This is a genomic window from Pseudomonas asiatica, from assembly GCF_040214835.1.
GTDB lineage: Bacteria > Pseudomonadota > Gammaproteobacteria > Pseudomonadales > Pseudomonadaceae > Aquipseudomonas > Aquipseudomonas putida_Z.
Map to the genome: position 1 here is coordinate 186,287 of NZ_CP157874.1, position 24,326 is coordinate 210,612.

A 24,326-nucleotide genomic window follows, 5' to 3' on the forward strand; every position below is an offset into this window, starting at 1 on the left:
ATGCCGCCTGCTGATGTCACCTTTGTGCTGCACGGTCGTGGTGCGAGGTGCAGCGGCATCTACCCAGAAGGGAAGAGATCGCCATGCTCGATAGTTGTCAGAACGCTCAGGAACGCTGGGGTGGGGTTCACAAACTGATCGACCGCTGGCTGGAGGAGCGCCAGGAACTGGTGCAGGCTTTCCGCGCGCTGCGGGTTGCCAAGCCGGCCTTCGCCGACAAGGACACGAACGGGGAGTTTTGCACGCTCCTTGTCGACTACGTTTCGGCGTGGCATTTCGAAGTCTGCGAGCAGCTGGTCAGTGAGGCCAAGGCCTTCGGCGACGAGAAGGCGCTGAAGCTGGCCGAAGAGATCAACCCACGGATCAACGACAGTACTCAGATCGCACTGGCCTTCAATGACCATTGCGCCAAGGGTGAATGCAAGGACACCGAACGCTTTGCCGAAAAGCTGGGCAAGCTGGGTGGCCTGCTGCACGAGCGCTTCGAACTGGAAGACTGCCTGATCGAAGTGTTGCACAACGCGCACAAGGAAGAAGGCGCGGTCCAGGCCTGAGGGTTGGCGTCAGTCGCCAACCGCCAGCAGTTCGATCTCGAACACCAAGGGTGTATAGGGTTCGATCAGGTCGCCCGCGCCCTCGGCGCCATAAGCTTGCGCTGAGGGAATCACCAGGCGCCATTTGGCGCCGGTGTGCATCTTTGGCAAGGCCACCTGCCACCCTTCGATTACCGAGTCCAGGCTGAACCACTGGGGCGTCTGGTTCTGGTCGAACACCGAGCCGTCTGGCAGACTGCCCACGTAGCGCACTTGCACCTTGCCACCGGCTTTGGGCTGCGCACCCGTACCTGCTTGCAGTTCGCTGTAGAGCACGCCCTCCGGTAGTTCGTGCACGCCATAACGACCACGCTCGATGGCCATGAAGCGTGTTTCGGCAGCTTGAAGTTTCTGCATGGCGGCGTCGCCTTCCTGGGCTTCCTGCTGCTGGAGCAAGGCCTGCATGCGTGCCTTGTCGAGTTTCAGCGGTTGCCCCTGGTAGGACTGGCGCAGGCCTTCTACCAGCGCATCCAGTTGCAGGCCCGGCATATCCTGGCGCAGCCGCTCACCCAGGCTGGCGCCGATACTGTAGGCGAGGTCATGTTCTTCGCTGTCAGCCAAGGCGATGGGTGCCAGCAGGCATAAACCTAAAACAAGATATCGAGGCATGGTCAGTTCCTGCGCCAATGAGCGGGGAAGTATGCCAGTGTTCGTTATTTGTATTCGCCTTTTTACGCCCGCTGTAGGAGCGGCCTTGTGTCGCGAAAGGGCTGCGGAGCAGCCCCGGCGATATTTGCCCTGGCGCTGACACCGGGGGCCGCTCTGCGCCCCATCGCGACACAAGGCCGCTCCTGCAGCGGGCTGCGCAGTACAGATAATTGCCAAATATCAGCAATGATTTATTCAGCAACTACACTTGCTCGGAGCTGCAAGATAACAACTTTGCCCAGGCATGCAACGCGGCGTAAATAATACTGTCAACATGCCCTAGCGGCGGTAGCAGCAGAAGCATAGTATGAGCCGCAATCTCGTCAGCCAGGAGGTAAACCATGTCGGCTAAAAAGAAGCCAGTAAGCACGCCGTTACACCTGCTCCAGCAACTTTCGGGCAGCTTGCTCGAACACTTGGAAGATGCCTGCTCGCAAGCGCTGGCTGATGCGGAAAAACTGCTGGCCAAGTTGGAAAAGCAGCGTGGCAAGGCCCAGGAAAAACTGCACAACGGTCGCCTGAAACTGCAAGACGCGGCCAAGGCAGGTAAAGCCAAGGCGCAGACCAAGGCGCAAAAAGTCATTGGCGAACTTGAAGAATTGCTCGACTCCCTCAAGGAACGTCAATCCCAGACCCGTTCTTATATCCAGCAACTCAAGCGCGATGCCCAGGACAGCCTCAAGCTGGCCCAAGGTGTAGGCAAGGTTCGCGAAGCTGCAGCCAAGGCGCTTGACCAGCGTGCTGCCAAGACCTCCAAACCGGCAGCCGCCAAACCTGTCACCAAGGCTGCTACGGCCAAACCTGCAGCCAAGCCGGCCGCCAATGCCACTGCTGCCAAACCTGCGGCCAAGCCAGCCGCCAAGCCAGCCGCCAAGGCCACTGCTGCTGCCAAACCTGCAGCCAAGCCGGCTGCCAAGGCCACTGCTGCTGCCAAACCTGCAGCCAAGCCAGCCGCCAAGGCCACTGCTGCTGCCAAACCTGCGGCCAAGCCGGCTGCCAAGGCCACTGCTGCTGCCAAACCTGCGGCCAAGCCAGCCGCCAAGGCCACTGCTGCTGCCAAACCTGCGGCCAAGCCAGCCGCCAAGGCCACTGCTGCTGCCAAACCTGCGGCCAAGCCAGCCGCCAAGGCCACTGCTGCTGCCAAACCTGCAGCCAAGCCAGCAGCCAAAGCCACCGCAGCCGCTAAACCTGCAGCCAAGCCAGCGGCAGCCAAAACGCCAGCCAAAGCCGCTGCTGCCAAGCCGGCCGCGAAACCAGCTGCCGCCAAGGCCCCAGCACGTACGGCCGCCAAACCCGCCGCCAAGCCAGCAGCTGCGAAGCCTGTTGCCAGCAAGCCAGCCGAAGCCAAACCGGCTACGCCAGCCGCCAGCACTCCTGCCGCCGCGACCAACTTGGCCACCCCGACAGCTTCGGTAGCGCCATCGGCACCTGCTAGCACCCCGGCTCAGGCACCGTCTTCGGCGTCCTGAAGCGCTGCCGCCGCGACGCGCAACCGAACCAGCGCGTCGTGGTGGCGGGCCTGGGCCGGCGCCAGCCGGTCCAGCCAGTTTTCCATGGGCTCATGGGCGCCCACCGGCCACTGTCGCGAACGCTCCTGCAAGCGTTCCAGCAAGGCTTTCTCGGCCTGTAACTCCAACCCCTTCACCTGCTCACGCAGCGCCGCCAGCTGCGCATCACCTTGCGCTGCTGCTCGCCACTGTTGGCGCAAGCTACGTAACGGGTTGACCACTTCGCGCTGCCAGGGCTCGGTAACCTCGCACAATGCCTGTACGCGATCGTCCCGCACGGCCACGCCACGTGCCTGCAACCAGGTTGCGCACAGCAGCAGACAGACATCGCCACCCAGCGCCTGCAGGTCTAGGCAGGCGGCTTCTACGCCGGGCCTGGCGTACAGGGCCAGGGCGTGATTCCACAGGTCGGTGTGCATGGTTCCACTCGCGCTATGGGCCGAGGAAGCTGGTAGACTCCGCGACCATCATGATCAGACTATCCAACCTCACTTTACAGCGTGGTCCGCAGCGCTTGCTAGAAGGCGCCGAGATGACCCTGCACACCGGTCACAAGGCCGGCCTGATCGGCGCCAACGGCGCCGGAAAATCCAGCCTGTTCGCCTTGCTGCGCGGTGAGCTGTCGCCCGATGCCGGCGATTGCCAGCTGCCCGGTGACTGGCGCATCGCCCACATGCGCCAGGAAGTCGATACCCTCGACCGCCTGGCCGTGGACTATGTGCTCGACGGTGACGTGCGCCTGCGCAAGGTCCAGGCCGAACTGGCCGCGGCCGAGCAGGCCCACGACGGTACCGCCCTGGCGCGCCTGCACATTGAGCTGGATAGCGCCGACGGCTATACCGCCGACGCCCGCGCACGCAAGTTGCTGGCCGGCCTTGGTTTCACCAACGAACAGATGGACCGCCGCGTCGGCGACTTCTCCGGTGGCTGGCGGATGCGCCTGAACCTGGCCCAGGCCCTGATGTGCCCGTCCGACCTGCTGCTGCTTGACGAGCCCACCAACCACCTGGACCTGGACGCTATCCTGTGGCTGGAGGACTGGCTCAAGGGCTACCCCGGCACGTTGTTGCTGATCTCCCACGACCGCGACTTCCTCGATGCCGTGGTCGACCATGTGCTGCACGTCGAGCAGCGCAAGCTGAACCTGTACAAAGGCGGCTACACCGCCTTCGAGCGCACCCGGGCCGAGCGCCTGGCGCAACAGCAGCAGGCCTACGAGAAACAGCAGGCCCAGCGTGCGCACATGGAAAAGTACATTGCCCGCTTCAAGGCCCAGGCCACCAAGGCCCGCCAGGCACAGAGCCGGATCAAGGCCCTGGAGCGCATGGAGGAGCTATCGGCGGCGCATGTCGATTCGCCGTTCGACTTCGTTTTCCGCGAGTCGCAGAAAATCTCCAGCCCGCTGCTCAGCCTGTCCGAAGGCCGCCTGGGCTACGGTGACAAGGCGATCCTCGACAAGGTCAAGCTGCAGCTCACCCCCGGTGCGCGCATTGGCCTGCTCGGCCCCAACGGCGCTGGCAAGTCGACCCTGATCAAGAACCTCGCAGGCGAGCTCGAACCATTGTCGGGTCGCCTGGTGCGGGGTGAGAACCTGGCCGTGGGCTACTTCGCCCAGCACCAGTTGGATTCGCTGGACGACAAGGCCAGCCCGCTACTGCACCTGCAGCGCATTGCCCCCACCGAGCGTGAGCAGACCCTGCGCGACTTCCTGGGCGGCTTCGACTTCCATGGCGATCGCGTCGACGAGCCGGTGGTGAACTTCTCCGGTGGCGAGAAGGCCCGCCTGGCGTTGGCCCTGATCGCCTGGGAGCGACCGAACCTGCTGCTGCTCGACGAACCGACCAACCACCTCGACCTGGAAATGCGCCTGGCGCTGACCATGGCCCTGCAGGAGTTTGCCGGTGCCGTGGTGGTGGTGTCGCACGACCGCCATCTGCTCAAGAGCACTACCGACGACTTCCTGTTGGTGGCTGACGGCAAGGTCGACATCTTCGATGGTGACCTGGACGACTACAGCCGCTGGCTGGTCGAGTACCGCCAGCGCAGCGCGCCGGCCAGTACCGCCCCGGTCAACCCGGACAAGACCGACAAGAAGGCCCAACGCCAGGCTGCCGCAGCCTTGCGCCAGCAACTGGCCCCGCACAAGAAGGCCGCTGACAAGCTGGAAGCCGAGCTCAACCAGGTGCACGCGCAACTGGCCGAGATCGAGACCGCGCTGGGTGATGGTGGCCTCTACGACGCGTCGCGCAAGGACGAGTTGCGTGACCTGCTGGCGCGCCAGACCAAGCTGAAACAGCGCGAAGGCGAACTGGAAGAGGCCTGGATGGAAGCGCTGGAAACCCTCGAAAGCATGCAGGCCGAGCTCGAGGCGCTGTCCTGATGGAGGAACTGCGTTCGCTGCTGCCAGGGCAATGGATGGACACCTTCTGGCTGGGCTTGCAGATCCTGTTGATCCTGGTAGCGGCCTTCGTCCTGCAGCGCATCGTTGCACGCGGGCTGAGCCGCCTGGGCCAGCGTTACCCGTTGCCGCCGGAACTGCTGGTGCCGGTGCGTGGCGGCCTGCGCTGGCTGATCATGGGCAGCGCGTTGCTGTTTGTGCTGGAGCGCCTGGGTGTATCGGCGACTGTGCTGTGGACAGCACTGTCCGGCTTCGTCGCGGTGGCGGCGGTGGCCTTCTTCGCCATGTGGAGTGTGCTGTCCAACCTGCTTTGCGCGGTGCTGATCTTCACCGTCGGGCCGTTTCGTATTGGTGACGTGGTCGAACTGGTCGACACCCTGGACAAGCCGGGCGTCAAGGGCCGGGTGATTGCCATCAACCTGCTGTTCACCACCCTGATGGAAATGCCCGAGGCGGGCGGGGCGCTGGTGCAGGTGCCCAATAGCCAGTTCTTCCAGAAGTCGGTACGGCGCTGGCGCGGGGCTGAGGTGCAGTCCATGCAAAAAGAGTCGTCCGCCGAGGCTGACTGAACCTGCACCGGCCTCTTCGCGGGTAAACCCGCTCCCACAGGAGTTCCGCAGCCCTTGGGGACAGCGCGATACCTGTGGGAGCGGGTTCACCCGCGAAGAGGCCAGCACAGGCAATACAAATCCTTCAGAAATCGCTGGTTATTTTTTCACCAACACCTTAGCTTAACGTTTTGCAACATATGTTCGAGCGAGGTGTGTGATGTCGATGGAAGTGTGGTTGGGCTTCTTTGCCGCCTGTTGGGTGATCAGCCTTTCACCCGGTGCCGGGGCGATTGCCTCGATGTCCAGCGGCCTGCAATACGGCTTCTGGCGTGGTTACTGGAACGCCCTGGGCCTGCAACTGGGCCTGATCGTGCAGATCGCCATCATCGCCGCCGGCGTCGGCGCCATCCTGGCCGCCTCGGCCACGGCCTTCCAGATCATCAAATGGTTCGGCGTCGCCTACCTTGTCTACCTGGCCTACAAGCAATGGCGAGCCTTGCCGATGGACATGAGCGATGAATCCGCCGTGCGCCCTATCGGTAAACCGCTGAGCCTGGTGTTCCGTGGCTTCCTGGTCAACGTCAGCAACCCCAAGGCACTGGTGTTCATGCTGGCGGTGCTGCCGCAGTTCATCAACCCGCATGAACCGCTGTTGCCGCAGTATGTGGCGATCACCGTGACCATGGTCACCGTGGACATGCTGGTGATGGCGGGGTACACCGGGTTGGCTGCGCGGGTTTTGCGCTTGCTGCGTACGCCCAAGCAGCAGAAGCGTTTGAACCGGACGTTCGCCGGGTTGTTCATTGGTGCGGCCACCTTCCTGGCGACCCTGCGCCGCGCGCCAGTCTGATAGGCCCGGGGGCTGCTTTGCAGCCCATCGCGACACAAGGCCGCTCCTACAGGGATCGCATGGCGGCCTTTGCTATTTCTGCTTGTCCACCAACCCCTTGAGCAAATCCACCGGCAGCGGAAAGACGATGGTCGAGCTCTTGTCCCCCGCAATCGTCCCCAGCGTCTGCATGTAACGCAACTGCATCGCCCCCGGCTCCTTGCTCAGCATCTGCGCCGCCTGCATCAATTTCTCCGACGCCTGCAACTCACCCTCGGCATGGATCACCTTGGCCCGTCGTTCACGCTCGGCCTCGGCCTGGCGGGCAATGGCACGCACCATCGATTCGTTGAGGTCGACGTGCTTGATCTCGACGTTTGCCACCTTGATGCCCCAGGCATCGGTCTGTGCATCCAGCACCTGGCGAATGTCCGAGTTCAGCTGCTCGCGTTCGGCCAACAGTTCATCCAGTTCGTGCTTGCCGAGCACCGCGCGCAGCGTGGTCTGGGCCAGCTGGCTGGTCGCCACGAGGAAGTCCTCGACCTGGATGATCGCCTTCTGCGGGTCGAGCACGCGGAAGTAGACCACGGCGTTGACCTTGACCGAGACGTTGTCGCGGGTGATCACATCCTGCGGTGGTACATCCAGCACCACGGTGCGCAGGTCGACCCGCACCATTTGCTGGATCACCGGAATCAACAGGATCAGCCCCGGCCCCTTCACCTGCCAGAAGCGCCCCAGCTGGAACACCACGCCGCGCTCGTACTCGCGCAGGATGCGGAATGCCGACAGCAACAGCATCGCCAGCACGATCAGCACCGCGCCGAAGCCCAATTGCATGAACATGGTCATTCTCCTTGCGCCGCGGGCGCGGCGGCGCTCACTTCCAGCATGACGCCATGGCGCGCGGTCACCCGCACGTTCTGGCCCGCTTGCAGTGGCGTTGCACACTGCGCCTGCCATTGCTCGCCCTGGGCCAGCACAAAGCCACAGAACGGGTTGCCCGCCATCACTTGGGTGACGGTGACCAGGCTGCCGACCAGGCCGGCGTCACCGCTGACCAGCGCCCGTCGGCGGGCCTTGAGGGCCATGCCCAGCACACCGCCGATCAGCAGCGCCGAGAGCACCGCCAAGGTGCCGATCAGGGCCAGCGGGATGCCGAAACCAGGGGCATCGGTGTCGATCAGGATCAGCGCGCCGACCACGAAGGCGACGATGCCGCCAAAGCCGACCACGCCGAAACTGGGCAGGAAGGCTTCGGCGATCATGAAGGCGATGCCGAGCAATATCAGCGCCACCCCGGCGAAGCTCACGGGCAACAGCTGCAGGGCATACAGCGCCAGCAGCAGGCAGATGCCGCCGACCACGCCGCCTACCGTCGAGCCGGGGTTCATGAACTCGAACAGCAGGCCGTACACACCGATCATGATCAGGATCAGCGCCACGCTGGGGTTGGTGATGACCGCCAGCACCCGTGTGCGCCAGTCCGGCAGGTGCTCGACCAGGCTGGCGCCGGCAGTCTGCAGCTGCTGGGGCTGGCCAGCGACAGTGAGCGTTTTGCCATCGAGCTTGCGCAGCAGGTCGGGCAGGTCATCGGCCACCAGGTCGATCACGTCGAGCCGCAAGGCCTCGCTGGCGGACAGGCTGACCGCCTCGCGCACAGCCTTCTCCGCCCAGTCGGCATTGCGCCCGCGCAGCTGCGCCAGGCCACGAATGTAGGCTGCCGCATCGTTGACCTGCTTGCGCGCGAGGGTTTCGTCATCGCTGCCTTTGGCCTTGTCGTCCTTGGGCGTGCCTGGCGGGGCGCCTATCTGCACGGGGGTTGCGGCGCCCAGGTTGGTACCGGGCGCCATGGCCGCGACATGGCTGGCATAGAGGATATAAGTGCCAGCGCTGGCGGCGCGGGCACCACTGGGGGCGACGAAGGTTGCGACCGGCACGGGGCTGGCGAGAATCGCCTTGATCATCTGGCGCATGGCGCTGTCCAGCCCGCCCGGGGTGTCCATGCGGATAACCACCAGTTGCGCACCCTGCGCCTTGGCCTGGTCGAGGCTGCGCACCAGGTAGTCGGCGCTGGCCGGGCCGATGGCGTCATCGATGCCCAGCACCCATACTGTACCGGGCGCTGCCCAGCCGCCTGGCGTGATACCAAGCAGCAACAGCAGCAACAGCCAGCGCCAGCAGCGGGTGATCACCTGTCGTCACCTCGTTTGCCTCTATTGCACAAGTTTAGCCCTGCCTGCTGGTACCCGACCTAAAATTGGAAATTGGGGGGCGAAACCGGAGGTGCATCATGCGTATGGCAAAGACCCTGCAGGATCGCCTGGACAAGGCCAACTGCGATTACGACATCATTCCCCATCCACATTCGGCCACCAGCCTGGAGTCGGCCCGTACGGCCGGCGTGCCCGCCGAGCGGGTCGCCAAGTCGGTGATGCTCGATGACCGTCATGGCAACTACATCATGGCCGTGCTACCGGCCAACCGGCATCTGGACATGACCAAGGTACGCATGTCCGGGGCCTGGCAACTGACCCGTGAAAGCGGCCTGCCGAGCCTGTTCGGCGACTGCGAGCGCGGTGCCGTACCGGCGCTTGGCGATGCCTACCAGATAAAGATGCTGCTTGATTCGAGTCTTACCCGCCAAGGCGATGTCTATCTGGAGGCGGGTGATCACGATCACCTGATCCACATGAGCATGGAGCAATATCTGAAGCTGGTGCCGCGCGCCGAAGTGCGTGAGCTCAGCTGATGCTCTCAACCCATGCCGGGCCGGCATCGTCGACGACCGGTCTGGCGACGAGGAGGAACCATGGATAACCCGATTCATCCTTTGTCCGAGATTTTCAAACAGCTGGGGCTGTCTGACGACCCGGTCGATATCGACCGTTTCATCACCACCCATTCGCCGCTCGACGACGATATAAAGCTGGTTGACGCGCCTTTCTGGAACGATTCACAGCGCGCTTTTCTGAAAGAGAAGTACATCGCTGATGACGACTGGATTCCGATGATCGACCAACTGAACGAGGCGCTGCATCCAAGCAAAAAATAAAGCGCCGAGTGGTGCCTGACGAGTGATTGGCCGTTGCTATGCTCAGGAAAACAACAAGGGGATAGCGCGATGAAAGATCCCTACGCACCAGGCTTCTGGTGCTCCGTGACGATCCTGGGCACGTTGACGGCCAGTTATTTCTACGGCATACGGCAAACGCAACAGATGAACCAGGCGGTGCATTTCCTGTATGCCGCTGCCGCTGTCACTGTGGCGGTTGCACTGGTGGCGCTGGCCTGGATCGCCTGGCAGCAACTGCACCTGAACAAGCGTGAGGTGGTGCAGGGGCGAACGTTGCTGACCATCTGGAACACCAAGGTCGCGCTACGCCGCGTCGAGACGGTGTTCGACCGTTACTTCTGGGGCAGCTACTGGCATTCGGGGCGCACCTTCGAAGAGGTCATGGGCGAGCTCAAGGGCACGCCGCTGGAGCAGAGCCTGGATGCCCTGAAACGCCAGTGCCGCTTGCTCGATCGCGAAATTCATGACCACCATCACCACTGGCTGGCCAATGCCCGCGACCTGTCCAGCGTGGCCCAGGCCATGGCCCGTGAACGCTACCAGCTGGATGTGGGAGAGCCGACCCGCAGCGGCCATGGCAACACCGCCGTGCTCAACCGGGACCTGGAAGTGCTGGTGTACACCTGGTCGGCGCGCCTGCGCAGTTTCGACCATCAGCTGGACGAGCTGGAGCGCGCCTACCACTGAGGTGCTTCATTCGCCGCGGATGTATTGCTCCAGTTTCAGGATCAGGTTTGCCTGTTCGGCGATGGTTTCCTTGACCAGGTCACCGATCGACAGCAGGCCGAGCAGCTCGCCATTGCTGACCACCGGCAGGTGGCGCAGGTGGCGGTTGGTCATCAGGTTCATGCAGTACTCGAGGTTCTGCTTCGGTTCCACGGTGACCACCGGCGCACTCATGATCTCGCGCACAGGGGTGGCGGCGGACGAGCGGCCCTTCAGCACCAGTTTGCGCGCATAGTCCCGTTCACTGACGATACCCACTACCTGGTTGGCCTCGACCACCGGTAGCGCACCGACGTTTTTCTCCGCCAGCAGCTTCAGGGCGTCGAGTACCGAGTCATCCGGGCCGATGGTGTACACGGTCTGGTGCTGGGACTTGGTCTTGAGGATTTGTTCGACGGTCTTCATACGGGCCTCTGCGGGTGAAAAAAGCGATGTCTCGGAGTAAATAAAGCATCCGGCACGGCGCTCTGCACGGCAATGCAGGAAACGGCATCGAGTCGATTGAAAAACGTCATGAGCGGTCGCCTGTGCCGGCCTCCTCGCGGGCATGCCCGCTCCCACAGGTTGCGTAATTCCTGTGGGAGCGGGCGTGCCCGCGAAGAGGCCGGTAGAGTTGGCTCAGAGCTTCGGCATCTGCCCGATCCGCGCCACCATCTCGCTCACCACCTGCAAGTCCAGCATGAACTGCTCAACGGTCTTGAACTCGTTGTCGTTGTGCCCGGTGTACTTCACATCCGGCATGGCCAGGCCGAACTGCACGCCGTTAGGCAAGTCGTGTACCGAGGTGGCACCCGCCGAGGTACCGAACTCGTGCTTCATGCCCAGGTTCTCGGTGGCCACATCAAGCAAGGCCTTGACCCATTCGCCCTCGGGGTTGCGGTACATCGGCTCGTCCAGGCTGTAGTCGAAGGCCACCGAGGTATGGCTCTGCCGGGTCCATTTGCCCAGCTTGTCAGCCAGTTCGTCCTTGATCGTGGCAATTGGCTTGCCTTTCGGAATGCGCAGGTTCACCGCCAGTTTCAGGCCTTTTTCATCCACCCCGACAAAGGTCAGCGAGGCGGTCAGCGGGCCCATGAACGAATCCTTGAAGGCCACGCCGAGCTTGTTGCCCAGGTAGTCCAGGCCCCAGTTGTCGGTGGCATAGCGGGCGGCATCGGTGAAGTGGTTGTGCTTGAGCGGCACATCCTTGCCCAGGCCGTTGATGAAACCAAGCATGCGCGCCACCGGGTTGACCCCGGACTCCGGCTCCGAAGAGTGGGCGGACACGCCGGTCACGGTGAGCAACACCTGCTTGCCATCGGCCTTGGCGGCGATGCTGAAGTCGCCGCCATTGCGCTTCACGTAATCGGCGCCGGCTTTTTCCAGCTGGCTGGCCAGCTTCGCCGGGTTGTCGGTGACCAAGGTCGCGACCGAGGTTGTCGGGATCTGGTTGGTGGCCAGGCCGCCGGTCAGGTTGACGATCTCGGCACCCTTGCCACTGGCCTGGCGCTTGCTGAAGCTGGCCATGATCGTGCCGTAGCCTTTCTCGGCGATGACCACCGGGTAGCCGCCATCGAGGGCCAGGTTGTAGTCGGGCGTGGGGTTGCGTTCGAAGTAGTAGGGGATGGCATCACCGCTGGTTTCTTCAGTGGTGTCGATCAGCAGCTTGAACTGGCGAGCCAGCGGCAGGTTCTCGTCCTTGGCCACTTTCAGCGCGTACATCGCCACGACAATGCCGTTCTTGTCGTCTTCGGTGCCGCGGCCGTACATGCGGTCACCGACCAGGGTGACCTTGAACGGGTCCAGGCGCGTGCCATCGGCCAGCTTCCAGTTGTCCGGGTTGACCGGCACTACGTCGGCGTGGGCATGGATGCCGACCACTTCCTTGCCGCTGCCCAGCGAAATCTCGTACACCCTGTTGTCGATATTGCGGAAAGCCAGGCCGAAGCTGTCGGCCAGGGCCTTGATCTTGTCGGCGATCCTGAGGAACTCGGGGTTCTCGTGCTGCGGCGTGCCTTCGACGTTGAAGGTGGGGATGGCCACCAGTTCACGCAGGGTTTCGCTGGCAGCCTTGCCGTACTTGATGCGGGTATACAGGCCGAGCAGGCGGTTGATCTCGTTCTGCTGCTCGGCGGCCAGTGGCTTGCCGGCCAGGTAGGCATCCAGGGTTGCCGCGAGGTTGTCGGCCTTGGCCAGGTCGCTGCCTTTGAGCTTGCCGAGGAACTGCTTGAAGTCGCTTGGGTCGCTGCCGTCGAAGGCTTTGACAATGGCCGCGGACTGCTGCTGGGTAAGGTTGGCCTGTGCCGGTTGGGTGAACAGGCCGATGCTGGCCAGCAGCAGGGTGGTGGCGGTAAGTTTTTTCAGGTGCATGGTTGTGCGCATTCCTTCGCCAATCATTGTTGTGGGTTACCCGTCGGGAAACGGGAAGACGCCCACGCTAACACCAATGACCCGTGGCACGGGAGTGCCAGAAACGCGACATGTCGCACAAACGAAAAAGCCCCGGGCGAGTTGCCGGGGCCTTTCTGTGCTTCTGTCCCGTCCTGAGCAAGGTTCATACCTACAGCCCGGGGCGTAGCGCAGCGCGCGGGATTCGCGTGTAACCTGTGCCTGCGCTTTTTCACAAGTGACCCCGTGAGTATGGAAGCAGACAACAACACCAAGTCCCACTACACCTACCAGGCCGTGTACCGGTACCTGCTCGATTGGATCGAGGCCTCACCGTCGGACGTTGAACAGCGCCTGCCGTCGTTGCGCCAGCTGGCCCAGCGCCTGAACGTGTCGGTGTCCTCCACCAAGTACGCCTATTCGCTGCTCGAAGACGAGGGCCGGGTATACGCGAGGCCCAGGCTCGGTTATTTCACCCGAGCCAGCAAGGCGCCGCTGCACGGCGAATGTTCACCCAGCCTGCTCGATACGGTGTTTTCCAGCGCCCGCCAGCCCGGCATGCTGGCCCTGAGCAGCGACGCGCCGGCCATGCTGCTGTCGCTGGAGAAACCGCTGCTGATGATCGAGCGTGAACTGGCGCGCCAGTACCCCCGCTCCCATGCGCCGCTGTACCAGCCGTTCGGCGAGCCGGAGCTGCGCGGTGTGCTGGCCGACCGCTACACTCGCTCGCCCCAGCGCTACTGGCATGCCGAGCATGTGTTCATCGGCTCGGACCTGCGCAGCATCCTCGAGCTGTCGTTGCGCGCCCTGGGCTTGGAAGGCCAGGTGGCGCTGGTCGAGTCGCCTTGTTCCTGGGCGGTGCTGCGGCAGTTGCTGGCTGCGCGCATGACCATCGTCGAGGTGCCATTGCGCGCCGACGGCCGTTTCGACCTGGAGCAGTTCCGTCAGTTGCTGCATGCCCAGCCCGTGCGCCTGGCGGTGCTGTCGTCGGCCACCAATGTGCCCCAGGGCGGGTTGATGCCGGCCGCGGACAAGCGGCAGATCTCCCGCTGGCTGGCCGAGCGGGATGTGTGGCTGTTCGAGAACGATGGCTACGGCGAGTTCTGCTTTGAGGCCTCGCCGGCCCGCTATCGTGACTTCGCCGACCCCAACCGCTTGCTGGTGTTTTCCACGCTCGACAAAGTCATCGGATCCGAGGCGCCCTATGGATACCTGCTGTGTCGGCGCCAAACCGAGCAGTTGCAGCAGCTGTTTCTGGAACGTGCCTTCCGCCTATCGCCGATACGCCAGAAGGCCATCGCCAAGATGTACACCACCCGCCGGGTTGACCAGCACTTGCAGTTGCTACGCGCCATGCTGCGCGAACGCATGCAGCACATGCAGGGCCTGCTGGAGCTCCACGGCCAAGGTTGCCTGCGCTGGGTCGCGCCCCAGGGCGGGGCCAGCCTGTGGCTGGAAGCGACCCGGCCGGTGGAAATGCGCCGGGTATTCCAGCGCCTGCTGAGCCAGCGCATCGTCATCGCGCCCGGGGAAATCTTCAGTCAGCGGGGCCTGTGGCGCAGCCATCTGCGCTTGTGCTACACGCTGGACTGGAGCAAGGACATTCCCCAGGCGCTGCAGCGCCTGGTCAAGGCGATCCAGGACGAGGCTCAGACGCCGTAGCAGTGCTCAAGCGTCGGGAAGGTGCCGTCACGCACCTCGTCTGCGAAGTGCGTGCAGGCCTTGCGAATCACACCGGCGACATCGGCGTACTGCTTGACGAACCGTGGCACATGCTCACCCCCCAAGCCCAGCAGGTCCTCGGTGACCAGCACCTGGCCATCGCAGGTCGGGGAGGCGCCGATACCGATGGTTGGCTTGTCGCTGGCCTCGGTTATGGCCCGGGCCACCGGCTCGGCGACGCCTTCGAGCAGCAGCGCGAAGGCGCCCGCCCGCAGGTTGGCGCGTGCATCGGCCATCAATGCTGCGCCGCTTTCCGAGCTCATGCCCTGGGCCTTGTAGCCGCCCATGACGTTGACGAACTGCGGCATCAGGCCGATGTGCGCCATCACCGGCACACCGCGTTCCACCAGAAATTCCACGGTGCCGGCCAGCACCTGGTTGACTTCCAGTTTCACCCCGGCGCAGCCGGTACGGGCAAGCACCTCGGCGCAGTTGCGAAACGCCTGCTCGGGGCTCTCCTGATAGCTGCCGAACGGCATGTCGGCGATCACGCAGGCCAGGCGCGTGCTGTCGACCACCGCGCGGGTATGGGCGATGGTCTCGTCCAGGCGCATGCCCAGAGTAGAACTGCGTCCGTAGCCGACCATCGCGGTGGAGTCACCGACCAGGATGAAGTCGACCACGGGGTCGATTACCTGGGCAATCGCGCTGGAGTATGCCGTCAGCGAGACGATCTTCTGACGGCCTTTCATGGCCACCAGTTGCGGGACAGTCATTCGTCCGTTACGGATATGCGTGCTCATCAGTGTCTCCTTAGTGGTGAAACGGCCCCGGTAATCGGGGCTCCCGGTTACAGCCAGTCTTGCTCCCACGTCCGCCAGGCGAGTTGGTCCTGGCGGATGCGGTCAGGTTGCGGATGGACCATGAACACGGCCCCCGGCGAACTGTTGAGGTCGACGGTCGGCGCCAGGGCGCGGCCGTCGCTGAAACGCCAGCGGGCGCTGTGGTAAGAGGCCAGCTGGTCGAGGTGCGAGGTTACCCGGCCCAGGTCGAAGCGACCCTGGCCGCGGGCGATCAGGTTGAGGGTGCAGGCCGCCTGCAGCTGGCGATAGCGCCGTGGGCGCTGCAGCAGGCGCGCTGGGGTCAGGCATGCCTCGACGGTCAGGCTGACCTGGTCGGCGCCGGTGGCAGCCTGCAGGGCGGGTGGGTTGGCCAGGCCGGACAGGCGCGCGCCGGTTTCCAGCAAGCGTGGCCCGGCGGCGGTGAGGATCACCTCGGTATGTGCCGGACCCTCACCGATAGCCAGGGCATCGAGCACGCCCTCGACATAGCCGACCAGGGCCTCCAGCCACGGGTCGTCGGGGGCCAGCAGGTATTCGCTGTCGTAGATCTTTCGCCCATCCTCGCTCAGGGTCTTGGTGCAGCGCCAGGCATCGCTGAGCCAGTGCCGGCCTTGGTGGCTGACGGTGTTGATCACGTACTCGTCCCCTTCGAGGTACTCCTGCACCAGCACTTCATGGTTGTCGCACATCATCAGGTTGGTGCCGCCGAGGATAGCGTCGGCGGCATCGCGGACCTGGCTGGCGTTGCGGCAGATGAACACCTGGTCGGAGCCAGCGCTGTCCAGCGGCTTGACCACCACCGGCCGCGGACCCTGGGCCTGGAACCAGGCGCAGGCCTGCTCGGCACTGCCGGTGCGCAATTGCGCTGCCACCGGCAGACCTGCGGCGGCCACCTGCTCGGCCATCAGCGCCTTGTCGCGGCGCGCTGCCGACAGCGCCGGGTCGTTGCCCGGCAGACCAAGGGTGGCGGCCAGGCGATCGGCCAGCTCAACGCCGAACTCGCTGCCGGTCAGCACGGCTTCGGGGTGCTGGGCCGCCAGCACCTGACACAGTGGCTCGAAGCCGACCTCGTGCAGTTGGTAGCGCTGGGCGAACAGGGCCTGCGGGCAGCTGGCGGCGAAGGCGGCCGGCATGTCCCGTCGCGAGCTCACGTGCAGCAGCGGACGGTGCTCGGCCAGGGCACGAGCGAGAAAGGCCCCGGTGGAGTAGGCGTCCACCAGTACCAGTGGGCGCTGGCCCGGTTCAATGCAAGGGTTGGTCATAACGGTTCACCATGTAGTGCAGCATCTGGAACAGTTGGTCGGCGCGCACGCCGTGTTCGGCGTTGCCTGCCGCGTGGCTACGCGCAAGCGGCAGGCCGCCCAGGGTGGCCCAGCGCAGCGCACCGTGGTCGTCGATCAGGGTGGTGGCGCGGCCGGCGTTGTCGGAGTGCAGGCAGTAGGGAATATCCAGCAAACCTCGGGCGAAGGCCTGCAGCAGCGCAATGCCCAGGTCGGCGTGCAGGTCGAGCACGGCGTCGACCAGTTGCCTGGTTTCCATCAGGATTTCCTCGTAATAGCCCTGGTTGGCAGGATCGAGCGCCGCTGGTGCCTGCGCCGCGCTGCTGCTGGCCATGTCCAGCGCCTGAAGGTTGTCGCGCACCGAGGGAATCTGTCGGGCTTCGGCCACGGTCTTGACGATCAGCCGTTCGCAACCGGTGGCCTGTGCCAGGCGGGCGCTGTCGACGATCAACCGGCGGGCGCCATGTTCGGTACAGGGGAACACGCCCATGTAGGTGTACACCACCACGTGCCAATGGATATCGCCCAAGTAGTGCGCCGCCAACTGGCGCAAGGCGCGCAGCGCGCCTTGGTCCTGGGCCATGCTGGTGCCCTGGGCATAGCTCAGCGACACGCTGCGGATGCCGTACTGGCGAAAGAACATGGTTTCGAGCAGGCCGACCGCCAGCAGCATCGAGGGTGGGCATAACTGACCCAGCAGGCAGCCGCCGAAGCTCTCGATATGGCCATGCGCGGTGCCCTCGGCCAGCGCACGGCAGCTTTGTCCCCAGGCGTCCACCGCACGCAGCAGCGGCAAGCGACTGTAGGGCATGCAGTAGGACACAGGGCCGCCTTCGGTGGCATCCAGGCCAACTGCGGCCATGCGCTTGAAGATGTTCTGCGGCTGGGCCGTGCCATGGCGTACCTGGATCGGAAAGTGCTCGCTGTAGAGGCCGTCGAGCATGCCGCGCAGGGCTTCCAGCGGGTGGCTGACGATGGGAAAGCCATTGAGCGGGCTGCCGTCGTTGAGGCAGCGCAGGGCGCTCTGGTAATCGCCGACACGGGTGTAGCTGTCGAGGGTGATGGTGCCCAGGGCGTCCGGTTGGCGGGCCACGGCCTCCAGGCCAGCACGCATGCTGGGGATGTCGGCGAAACCCATGCGCGGCTGCACCACAAGCTGCCTGCGCTCGCGGGCGCGTTCGATGAAGCGCTGGAAGTGGCTGGTATTCGTGCTGGCCATGGTCAACGCCCTGACACCAGTTCGACCACCTGTTCACCGGTGATCGGATCGTGACGCACGATCCGCCCCTTGTGCGGGTCGCCGGCGCGCACTCGGGCGATCAGCGAGGTATCGCTGTCGAAATCGATGGGCGCGTGCCGGTAAAGGCTGCGCAATGCCGCCAGCGGCAGGCCGCTGACCTCACCAAGCCATTGGCCGAGCATCTCGTCCTCGGCCTGGCCGTCAAGCAGCGCGTGCAAGTCCTCCAGCCGCCCGACAATCTGAGGATGACGCAGGCTCAGGTATAGCGCCAGGTCACGGCCATGGCTGACGAAGGGCGAGAACTGCATGCAGACAAGCTGCTCTTCGTCGAGGTCAAAAGCCGAGCGGGCGAAGCTGTCGGCCAGGGCGCGCCGGTTGGCCATGCCTGCGGCGCCGGCATAGGGCGCCAGGGCCAGCTCGATAAGACGATCGGGCATTTCCTTCTTGCGCATCAAGGCCTGGGCCAGTTCCAGGTATTCGGCCAGGCCATCATCGTAGCTGCGTCCTTGCACCTGCTCGGCCTTGAGCCCGCGCAGATGGGCCATGAGCATCGGGTTGGCGCAGTCCGACTCGGTGAAGCTGAATGCCAGCTCCTCGAAACGGAAGCCGAGGAACTCGGTGATCAGCTCCCAGTGGTCGTCGACCCGGTAGCTCACCAGGTCGTAGATGCTGATGAACGCAGGTTCCCCGCCGGCGTTGCCGGTACTGACCCGACGCTCGTCAAGTGCGGCGTCGAAGCCTTCGCCGAGCAGTTCGATGAAGTAGGCCTGGGCGATACCGTCCAGCGCCTGCAGCAGCCCGCGAAAGCCTTGGCGGCGGCAGGCCTCGACGTTCAGCCCCAGGCGTTCGGCCAGGCGCATGATCCAGGTGAAGTAGTGCTTCTGTTCCTTGCGCGAGTCGCCGGTGACCACCGCGTCGACGCCACCCTGCCACCAGGCGGCGCGGCCAAAGAAGTCGGCCACCGCAAGGTTGCAGCTGTTGCAGAAGGTCGGGCGACCGTCGCCGGCGGTGCGGTGGCCGTTCATCAGCACGTCGAAGCGGTTCATCGCCTTCACCTGGCCGGGGAAGGGCAGGTGGCGTTCGAACGGGCGGATCTGCCGGTGGTCGACCACCAGCATCTCGACCCGTGCGTCGCCGTACAGCGCCAGGGCATGGTAGACCCGATCGATGTTGGCCATCACCGCGTCGGCCACCCCGGCATGACGCATGTTGGCGATACGCAGGTGGAAGGTGCGACCATGGGTGATGGCCAGGTGCAGCTGGGTCGCACGCAGCAGCGACACGGTATAGGAGCTGTCCTTGCCGCCGCCGTAGGCGACCATCAGGCGGTAGTCGGCCAGGCCTTCCAGGCCTCCGGCGGCCTCGATCAGGCGTTCGCCGAACACGCGCACGGCGTTCTGGTCGTTGTCGCTCAGGTAAGGGGTGAGCCGGGCCAGCAGCGCGGCGTCGTCGTGTTCGGTACGTGCGGCGTGGTTCATGCTGGTTGCGTCTCCAGGCGGTAGTGTTCGATGACATGTCGGATGTCTCGCTCGATGCCGGCCTGGTCGCTACCGGTGAAAATGAAACGTCCGCCCTGCAGCGCGTCGTAGCCGCCGCCGACCTCCAGCACTTCGCCGGGCTGGGGCAGCAACTCGCGCCAAAGCGAAGCGACCTGGGTGCGCTGCGACGGTGCCTCGAGCACTGTGCACGGCAGTTGCCGCGGCTTGGGGATGATCAGCCAGCCGCCGCTGGGGTCGCTGTCCTGGCCGGGCAGGGTGGCAGGCTCGCCGAGCAGGTTCTTCAGCCAATGCTCATAGAGATTGACGCCGAACACCTGGTTGATCAGGTGTGGCACCTCGCTGCCGCCAACCCGCGCACCCACTTCCAGGAATACCAGGCGACCGTCCTCGCACACGAACAGTTCCAGGTGGAACGCGGTGTCGCGCAGCCCCAGCGCCTGCAGGCACTGGCGACTGAAGTCGGCGATGCGCGTACGCAACGGCGAGGCTTGCAGCAACACCGAGCCCAACGGCTGGTGCCGGGCGAAGTCCAGACAACTGTTGAGGTAGCGCGACACGGCCTGGAACGGCACCTGACCGGTAGCGTCGGTGTAGCCGTCGACGTGGTATACCTGGCCCTCGACGAAGGCCTCCACTTCGTGGCGCGCCAGGTCGACGCCGTCGAGCGCGGCCAGCAGCTGGCGCTCGTCATCGACCCGCACCACGCCGATGCTGGCGGCGCCGTCCACCGGCTTGACGATCAGCGGGTAGCCGGTTGCGTTGGCGAAGTTCAGGGTGTGTTCCAGGCTATGGCAGCGAGTGAAGGCCGGCACGGCCAGGCCATGCTCTTGCAGCACGTGTTTCATCCGCGCCTTGTCGCGGTACACCCCCACTTCGTCCGGCCCATGGCCCGGAATGTTCAGTGCCTGGCGCACCTGGGCGGCGATTTCGAGGGTGAATTCGGACAACGCGATCAGCAGGTCGACCGGGCCGACCCGTTCGATCACTTCAGTCACTGCGGCCAGCAACTGTGGGTACTGGTTTACGTCCTCGACCTGCACCATGTGGGCGATCTGCTCGCGTGGCGTCAGCACGCCGAGCGCGCCGGGGCCGTCGACCACATAACTGATGCGGTGGGCATGGTGATCGAAGAAGGCTTCGTAGCGGGTCAGTTCGTTGTCCCAGCGCTGGCCGTCGTGGAAGCGCGGCCAGCGGTTGACGATCACGATATGCATGGGTTCGTTCCTTGTTCGGGCAAGAAGGGGGCTCAGGTCCAGTGCGTCACGTCGCCAGCGCCGAGCACCAGCGAGTGACGGGCCTGGGCCAAGCGATCGAGATGGCGCTGGAAGGCGTCTAGGGCGTCGTCCTCGGTGAACACCGCGTCGTACCCGGCAGCCAGCAGCTCCTCGCGGACCGCGCGGGTTTGCGCCTCGGAGGTGGTCAGCTTGCCGCCAATCACGATGTGCAGGTGCGGGTGCTGCTGGCGCAGCGCGCGAATCAGTGCCAGACCCTGGGAGTAGCCGTGGCCGTTGACACTGCTGATCACCAGCAGATGCGCGTGTTGGTGCTGGTCGACGGCGTCGAGCACGGCCTGGACCGGTGTGCAGCTGCCCAGGTTCTTCACCTCCAGGCCGCGCTCGCCCAGCCACAGTTGCAGGTACACCAGGTTCCACATGTGCGAGTCGGATTCGACCGTGGCCAGCAGGCACAGGTGTTGGCTTTTCATCGGGATGCCTCCATGGCTAGTGTGTCAGTGCCAAGTGCGGCGTTCAGGCGCCGCGTGGTGAGGTGGAACAGCAGGGCGCCCGGCACGCTCAACAGCAGGCCCATGGCGAGAATCAGGCCCTGAATGCCGTAGCGTTGGCCGATGCTGGCGCTGAGCAGGCCGCCCAGCGGGTAGGACGCCAGGTTGAGAAGGTAGAAAGGGCCCATTACCTTGCCCAGGTGCTTGCGCGGGATCACCTTGATCCGCTGGGTGCGGTTGAACACGTTGAACAGGGTGCAGCCGGCCATGGCCAGGACGAAGCTGGCACCGTAGGCGAATACGCCATTGGCCATGCCCATGGCCAGGATCCCGCCGCACAGCACGGCGAAACCCAGCGCCCCCACCTGGTGGATCGACAGTCTTGTCAGCAACCACGGCACCAGCAGGAAGTTCAGCAGGCCCAAAGCCCCGGCGGCGCTGTTGATCAGGCCGAAGGCACTGTCGGTGGCCTGGAACACGTCGCTGACGACGAAGGCATTGGCGCTGAGCACGCAGGCGAAGGCCAGGTTGATGCTGCAGTTCAGCAGCGCCAGGCTGATGATCGGCGGGTTACCCAGCAGCAGCTGCCAGCCCTGGCGCAGGGCTGCGAGCACAGGTTGCCGAGTACTGTCGGCGTGGGCGTTGGGCAGACCGCGCCAGCACAGTGCTGCCAGCAGCAGCGCGACGGCGGCCAGGCCCAGCAGCGCCAGCTTGCCGCTGTACAGCACTAGCGCGGCGGCGCAGGCCGGACCCAGCACCTGTGCCAATAGCTCCATGTTCTGCACCAGCGACTGGGTGTGGGCCAGGCGCTCGGCCGGCGCCACCTGCGGCACGGTGCGCTCCACGGCCATGCGCACCGGAGCCATCAGCAGCGACAGCAGTACGCCGTTGGCCGCCAGCGCCCAGACCGTCAGGGCCGGCGCCAGGCTGCAGCACAGTACGGTCAGCCCCAGGCTGGCGGCGCGCAGCACGTTGGCCCACTGCAGCAGACTGCGCCCGCCTACACGGTCCGCCAGCACCCCGGCGAACGGGTAAGCGAGCAGCGCCGGCAGCCATTCCAGGGCGAACACCAGCCCGGAGTAACGCAGGCTGCCGGTGACCTGGTAGACCATCAGCGGGACGGCAAACAGCACCGTCTGTTCGGCCATCAGGCCCAGCAGCAGGCCGGCGCCGAAGCGGCGCAGGGGCGGGTGCTCAGCCATGCTGGCGGTCCAGTTCGGCTTCAAGTTCGCGCAAGCGTGGCAGCACGTGCTGGCAGAAGCTGCGCATCTCGTCGCGGGTCGGCCAACCGGAGAAGATGAACTCGCTCACCCCGGCCTTCTTGTACTCCAGCAGGTAGGCGGCCACTTCCTCATAGCTGCCTACCACGCACAGAGCCGGGCCGCCTCGGTAGGCCACAGCCCCCGACCAAAGCATCGGCGACAGCCAGTCGTGATGGGCACCCTCGGCCAGACGAAACGATGTCTTGACCGCCTCGGAGTCGCAGCGGGCGACAAACTGGCGCACCCATTCACGGTGCTGCTGGTCGGGGTTTTCCATCATTGCGTCGACCTCGGCCAGTGCCTCGTCGCGGGTTTCTCGCGCCAGCACGTGCATGCGTATGCCTACCGAACGTCCGGCCGCGAGTACTTCGCGCGCGGCCTCGGCAATGCCTTCGGGCGTGTCGCCGTAGCGCAGCCAGCAGTCGCTGTGGGATACCGCGACCTGCTGGGCGATGCCTGAGGCGCCGCTCAGATACAGGCGTGGCCGCTCAAGGTCCTTGAACGGGAGGCCCAGCTGGGCCTTGTCCAGCTGGTAGAAGTCGCCATGGTGGCTGAGTGGCGTTTCCCCGGCCCAGAAGCGCCTGAGAATCTCGATGAACTCGCAGGTGCGCGCATAGCGGCCATCGTGAGCAACGTAGTCACCGTAGTACGCCTGCTCGTCCGGCGAGATGCCGGCCACCAGGTTCAGGGCGATGCGCTTGTCGGACATCCACGACAGCGTGTTGACCACCTGGGTGAACAGGGTCGGGTGCAGCAGCCCGGGGCGGTAGGCGAGGATGAACTTGACGTTGCGAGTTTCGCGCACCAGCGCGCCGATCATCGGCAGCGGGTCGGGCATGTGGTAGCTGATGCCCATCAGCAGCGAGTCGATGCCCAGTTCGTCGGCCTCCTGGGCGAAATCGACGATACCGGCGAAGTCCAGGCGTCCGGTGTCGTACTTGTCGGAGGCTTTCTGCTGGCCGCTGTCGAGCGGCGAGCACCAGTGAATGCGCAAGGGGGTCATGCGGGTGTCTCCGGAAAAGGCCCGCCGTCAGAGCGGGCCGGTGCGAGGGCGTGAAGGGCTCAGAACAGGAAGTCACTGCCGACACTGCGGTCGAACAGGGCGACATCGCGGATATGGCGCTTGCCGCAGATGAAGCGCAGCAGCCGTTCGATGCCCAGCCCGCCGCCGGCGCTGGGATGCAGCAGCCCCTGGCGGGCTGCTTCGAGGAAGTTGCCGAACGGGGTCAGGTCCATGTCCAGCTCGTTCATGCGGTAGAGGATCTGACCGTGCTCGTACTCCCGTTCGGCGCCCGACAATGCCTCGCCATAGCCCTCGGGCCAGACCAGGTCATAGTTGTTGTAGTGGCCGCGTTGGCCGGGGGTCTCGCGGTCGTAGAACTCGCGGCGGTGGTTGGTGATGAAGAACGGCGTATGGGCCTTTTCCGACATCAAGCGCTCGAAGTCATCGCCCAGTTCGGCCTGCAGTTCGTCGGTGCTGTACACCGGGAAGGCGGTTTCGTAACGCGGCAGTTCACGGCCCAGCTGGGCCAGTTGCGCGGCGCAGTGTTGGCGCACCTCGTCCAGGGTGTGCTTGACCATCTGCTCGATCAACTGCATGGCCTGTTGCATGGTGCCGCCGCGAATCTCGAAGTCGAACTGGGAGAACTCCAGCAAGTGACGCTGGGAGTCCTTGATCTCCGGCTTTTCCAGGCGGATGTTCGGCGCAACGATAAAGATGCGCTCGTGGCCGCGGGCGGTCAGGGCCAGTTGCTTGTGGAAGATCATGCTGGCGGTGAGTTTCAGGCGCCGCTGCTGGTACTGGATCTCGGCCGGGTACACCGCGTGGTTCAGGGGGTCGGTGATCGGCGACATCAGTATCGGCAACAACTGGCGGAAGTCACGGTCGAGCAAGAAGGTCTGTAGGGCGTGCAGCACACGGCCACGGATAATGGCCACTGCTTCGACGTCTGGGTGGTCAAATGCGGCGATCTGGCGCTGAATTTCATCCATGTTGGGGCCATCTTGTGGGTCAAAGGTGGCCCGATTATTGGCTTTCGCTGTCAAAACTCAATGTACAGATTCCGGTGAAAAAGCGACCCAGACGCGCTTTTTATTGTCCTGTCCGCCCGCGACGGTGACC

The 24,326-nt window shown here is 64.5% G+C and carries 24 protein-coding genes; 9 read left to right on the forward strand and 15 right to left on the reverse strand.

Going from position 1 to position 24,326, the window contains the following annotated elements:
* Positions 1-83 precede the first annotated feature (83 nt).
* A complete protein-coding gene (gene rsd / locus ABNP31_RS00805) occupies positions 84-554 on the forward strand; it encodes a sigma D regulator (RefSeq protein ID WP_085664198.1) in 471 nt (156 codons plus the stop codon).
* Between the two features lie 9 nt (positions 555-563).
* Here rsd and ABNP31_RS00810 read toward each other — a convergent pair whose 3' ends face one another.
* Positions 564-1,202, reverse strand: a complete 639-nt coding sequence (locus tag ABNP31_RS00810; RefSeq protein WP_238067131.1) for an FKBP-type peptidyl-prolyl cis-trans isomerase — start codon at positions 1,200-1,202, stop codon at positions 564-566.
* 380 nt (positions 1,203-1,582) lie between these two features.
* On the opposite strand from ABNP31_RS00810, the gene ABNP31_RS00815 reads away from it, so the two are divergent.
* Positions 1,583-2,710, forward strand: a complete 1,128-nt coding sequence (locus ABNP31_RS00815; protein ID WP_238067132.1) for an AlgP family protein — start codon at positions 1,583-1,585, stop codon at positions 2,708-2,710.
* Here ABNP31_RS00815 and ABNP31_RS00820 read toward each other — a convergent pair.
* Positions 2,686-3,168, reverse strand: a complete 483-nt coding sequence (locus ABNP31_RS00820) for a TIGR02444 family protein (protein ID WP_238067133.1) — start codon at positions 3,166-3,168, stop codon at positions 2,686-2,688. The genes ABNP31_RS00815 and ABNP31_RS00820 overlap by 25 nt on opposite strands.
* A gap of 50 nt (positions 3,169-3,218) precedes the next feature.
* Here ABNP31_RS00820 and abc-f point away from each other — a divergent pair, with 50 nt between their 5' ends.
* The 3 genes from abc-f to ABNP31_RS00835 all read left to right on the forward strand — a co-directional run bounded on the left by abc-f (position 3,219) and on the right by ABNP31_RS00835 (position 6,548).
* Positions 3,219-5,129 (forward strand): ribosomal protection-like ABC-F family protein, encoded by a 1,911-nt coding sequence (gene abc-f, locus ABNP31_RS00825; protein ID WP_085664195.1) that lies wholly within the window; start codon positions 3,219-3,221, stop codon positions 5,127-5,129.
* Positions 5,129-5,716 carry a mechanosensitive ion channel family protein gene (locus tag ABNP31_RS00830; RefSeq protein WP_085664194.1) on the forward strand — a complete coding sequence of 196 codons (588 nt, stop codon included), beginning with the start codon at positions 5,129-5,131 and terminating at the stop codon, positions 5,714-5,716. The genes abc-f and ABNP31_RS00830 overlap by 1 nt, the downstream gene beginning before the upstream one ends.
* Before the next feature lie 199 nt (positions 5,717-5,915).
* Positions 5,916-6,548 (forward strand): LysE family transporter, encoded by a 633-nt coding sequence (locus tag ABNP31_RS00835; protein WP_046616418.1) that lies wholly within the window; start codon positions 5,916-5,918, stop codon positions 6,546-6,548.
* A 72-nt stretch (positions 6,549-6,620) separates the two neighbouring features.
* Here the strand turns inward: ABNP31_RS00835 and ABNP31_RS00840 are convergent, their stop codons facing one another.
* Together ABNP31_RS00840 and ABNP31_RS00845 are read right to left on the reverse strand one after the other, a co-directional pair.
* Entirely contained in the window at positions 6,621-7,373 is a 753-nt protein-coding gene (locus ABNP31_RS00840) for a slipin family protein (RefSeq protein WP_025337287.1), read from the reverse strand.
* A 2-nt stretch (positions 7,374-7,375) separates the two neighbouring features.
* On the reverse strand, positions 7,376-8,722 hold the full coding sequence (locus ABNP31_RS00845; protein WP_085664193.1) for an NfeD family protein: 1,347 nt from the start codon (positions 8,720-8,722) through the stop codon (positions 7,376-7,378).
* Positions 8,723-8,820: 98 nt separating this feature from the next.
* Here ABNP31_RS00845 and ABNP31_RS00850 point away from each other — a divergent pair, with 98 nt between their 5' ends.
* From ABNP31_RS00850 to ABNP31_RS00860, 3 genes are all read left to right on the forward strand, one after another.
* Positions 8,821-9,279: an aminoacyl-tRNA deacylase gene (locus ABNP31_RS00850; protein ID WP_003260230.1), complete on the forward strand. Its 459-nt coding sequence runs from the start codon at positions 8,821-8,823 to the stop codon at positions 9,277-9,279.
* A gap of 60 nt (positions 9,280-9,339) precedes the next feature.
* Entirely contained in the window at positions 9,340-9,582 is a 243-nt protein-coding gene (locus tag ABNP31_RS00855; RefSeq protein WP_350012908.1) for a DUF2789 domain-containing protein, read from the forward strand.
* Positions 9,583-9,651: 69 nt separating this feature from the next.
* Positions 9,652-10,290: an NADH:ubiquinone oxidoreductase subunit N gene (locus ABNP31_RS00860; RefSeq protein WP_075044293.1), complete on the forward strand. Its 639-nt coding sequence runs from the start codon at positions 9,652-9,654 to the stop codon at positions 10,288-10,290.
* Positions 10,291-10,296: 6 nt separating this feature from the next.
* Here the strand turns inward: ABNP31_RS00860 and ABNP31_RS00865 are convergent, their stop codons facing one another.
* Entirely contained in the window at positions 10,297-10,734 is a 438-nt protein-coding gene (locus tag ABNP31_RS00865; protein WP_025337291.1) for a CBS domain-containing protein, read from the reverse strand.
* A gap of 213 nt (positions 10,735-10,947) precedes the next feature.
* A complete protein-coding gene (locus ABNP31_RS00870) occupies positions 10,948-12,678 on the reverse strand; it encodes a dipeptidase (protein WP_085664192.1) in 1,731 nt (576 codons plus the stop codon).
* A gap of 270 nt (positions 12,679-12,948) precedes the next feature.
* Here ABNP31_RS00870 and ABNP31_RS00875 point away from each other — a divergent pair, with 270 nt between their 5' ends.
* Positions 12,949-14,358, forward strand: a complete 1,410-nt coding sequence (locus ABNP31_RS00875; protein ID WP_085664191.1) for a PLP-dependent aminotransferase family protein — start codon at positions 12,949-12,951, stop codon at positions 14,356-14,358.
* Here the strand turns inward: ABNP31_RS00875 and panB are convergent.
* Genes panB through ABNP31_RS00920 form a run of 9 tightly spaced genes read right to left on the reverse strand, consistent with a single transcriptional unit; the run spans position 14,346 to position 24,196 of the window.
* Entirely contained in the window at positions 14,346-15,161 is an 816-nt protein-coding gene (gene panB / locus ABNP31_RS00880; protein WP_085664190.1) for a 3-methyl-2-oxobutanoate hydroxymethyltransferase, read from the reverse strand. The two genes, ABNP31_RS00875 and panB, sit on opposite strands and share 13 nt — an antisense overlap.
* Positions 15,162-15,208: 47 nt before the next feature.
* Positions 15,209-16,462, reverse strand: a complete 1,254-nt coding sequence (locus ABNP31_RS00885) for an ATP-grasp domain-containing protein (protein WP_085664189.1) — start codon at positions 16,460-16,462, stop codon at positions 15,209-15,211.
* Positions 16,443-17,699, reverse strand: coding sequence for a methylaspartate mutase (locus tag ABNP31_RS00890; protein ID WP_085664188.1), 1,257 nt, complete (start codon positions 17,697-17,699; stop codon positions 16,443-16,445). The genes ABNP31_RS00885 and ABNP31_RS00890 overlap by 20 nt, the downstream gene beginning before the upstream one ends.
* Before the next feature lie 2 nt (positions 17,700-17,701).
* A complete protein-coding gene (locus ABNP31_RS00895; RefSeq protein WP_238067136.1) occupies positions 17,702-19,198 on the reverse strand; it encodes a hypothetical protein in 1,497 nt (498 codons plus the stop codon).
* A complete protein-coding gene (locus ABNP31_RS00900) occupies positions 19,195-20,433 on the reverse strand; it encodes an ATP-grasp domain-containing protein (RefSeq protein ID WP_085664186.1) in 1,239 nt (412 codons plus the stop codon). Before ABNP31_RS00900 ends, ABNP31_RS00895 begins: the two co-directional genes overlap by 4 nt.
* Positions 20,434-20,465: 32 nt before the next feature.
* Positions 20,466-20,924 carry a cobalamin B12-binding domain-containing protein gene (locus ABNP31_RS00905; protein WP_085664185.1) on the reverse strand — a complete coding sequence of 153 codons (459 nt, stop codon included), beginning with the start codon at positions 20,922-20,924 and terminating at the stop codon, positions 20,466-20,468.
* Positions 20,921-22,144 carry an MFS transporter gene (locus tag ABNP31_RS00910; RefSeq protein ID WP_085664184.1) on the reverse strand — a complete coding sequence of 408 codons (1,224 nt, stop codon included), beginning with the start codon at positions 22,142-22,144 and terminating at the stop codon, positions 20,921-20,923. The genes ABNP31_RS00905 and ABNP31_RS00910 overlap by 4 nt, the downstream gene beginning before the upstream one ends.
* A complete protein-coding gene (locus tag ABNP31_RS00915) occupies positions 22,137-23,207 on the reverse strand; it encodes an LLM class flavin-dependent oxidoreductase (RefSeq protein ID WP_085664183.1) in 1,071 nt (356 codons plus the stop codon). Before ABNP31_RS00915 ends, ABNP31_RS00910 begins: the two co-directional genes overlap by 8 nt.
* A gap of 59 nt (positions 23,208-23,266) precedes the next feature.
* Positions 23,267-24,196 (reverse strand): asparagine synthetase A, encoded by a 930-nt coding sequence (locus tag ABNP31_RS00920; RefSeq protein WP_085664182.1) that lies wholly within the window; start codon positions 24,194-24,196, stop codon positions 23,267-23,269.
* Positions 24,197-24,326 lie beyond the last annotated feature (130 nt).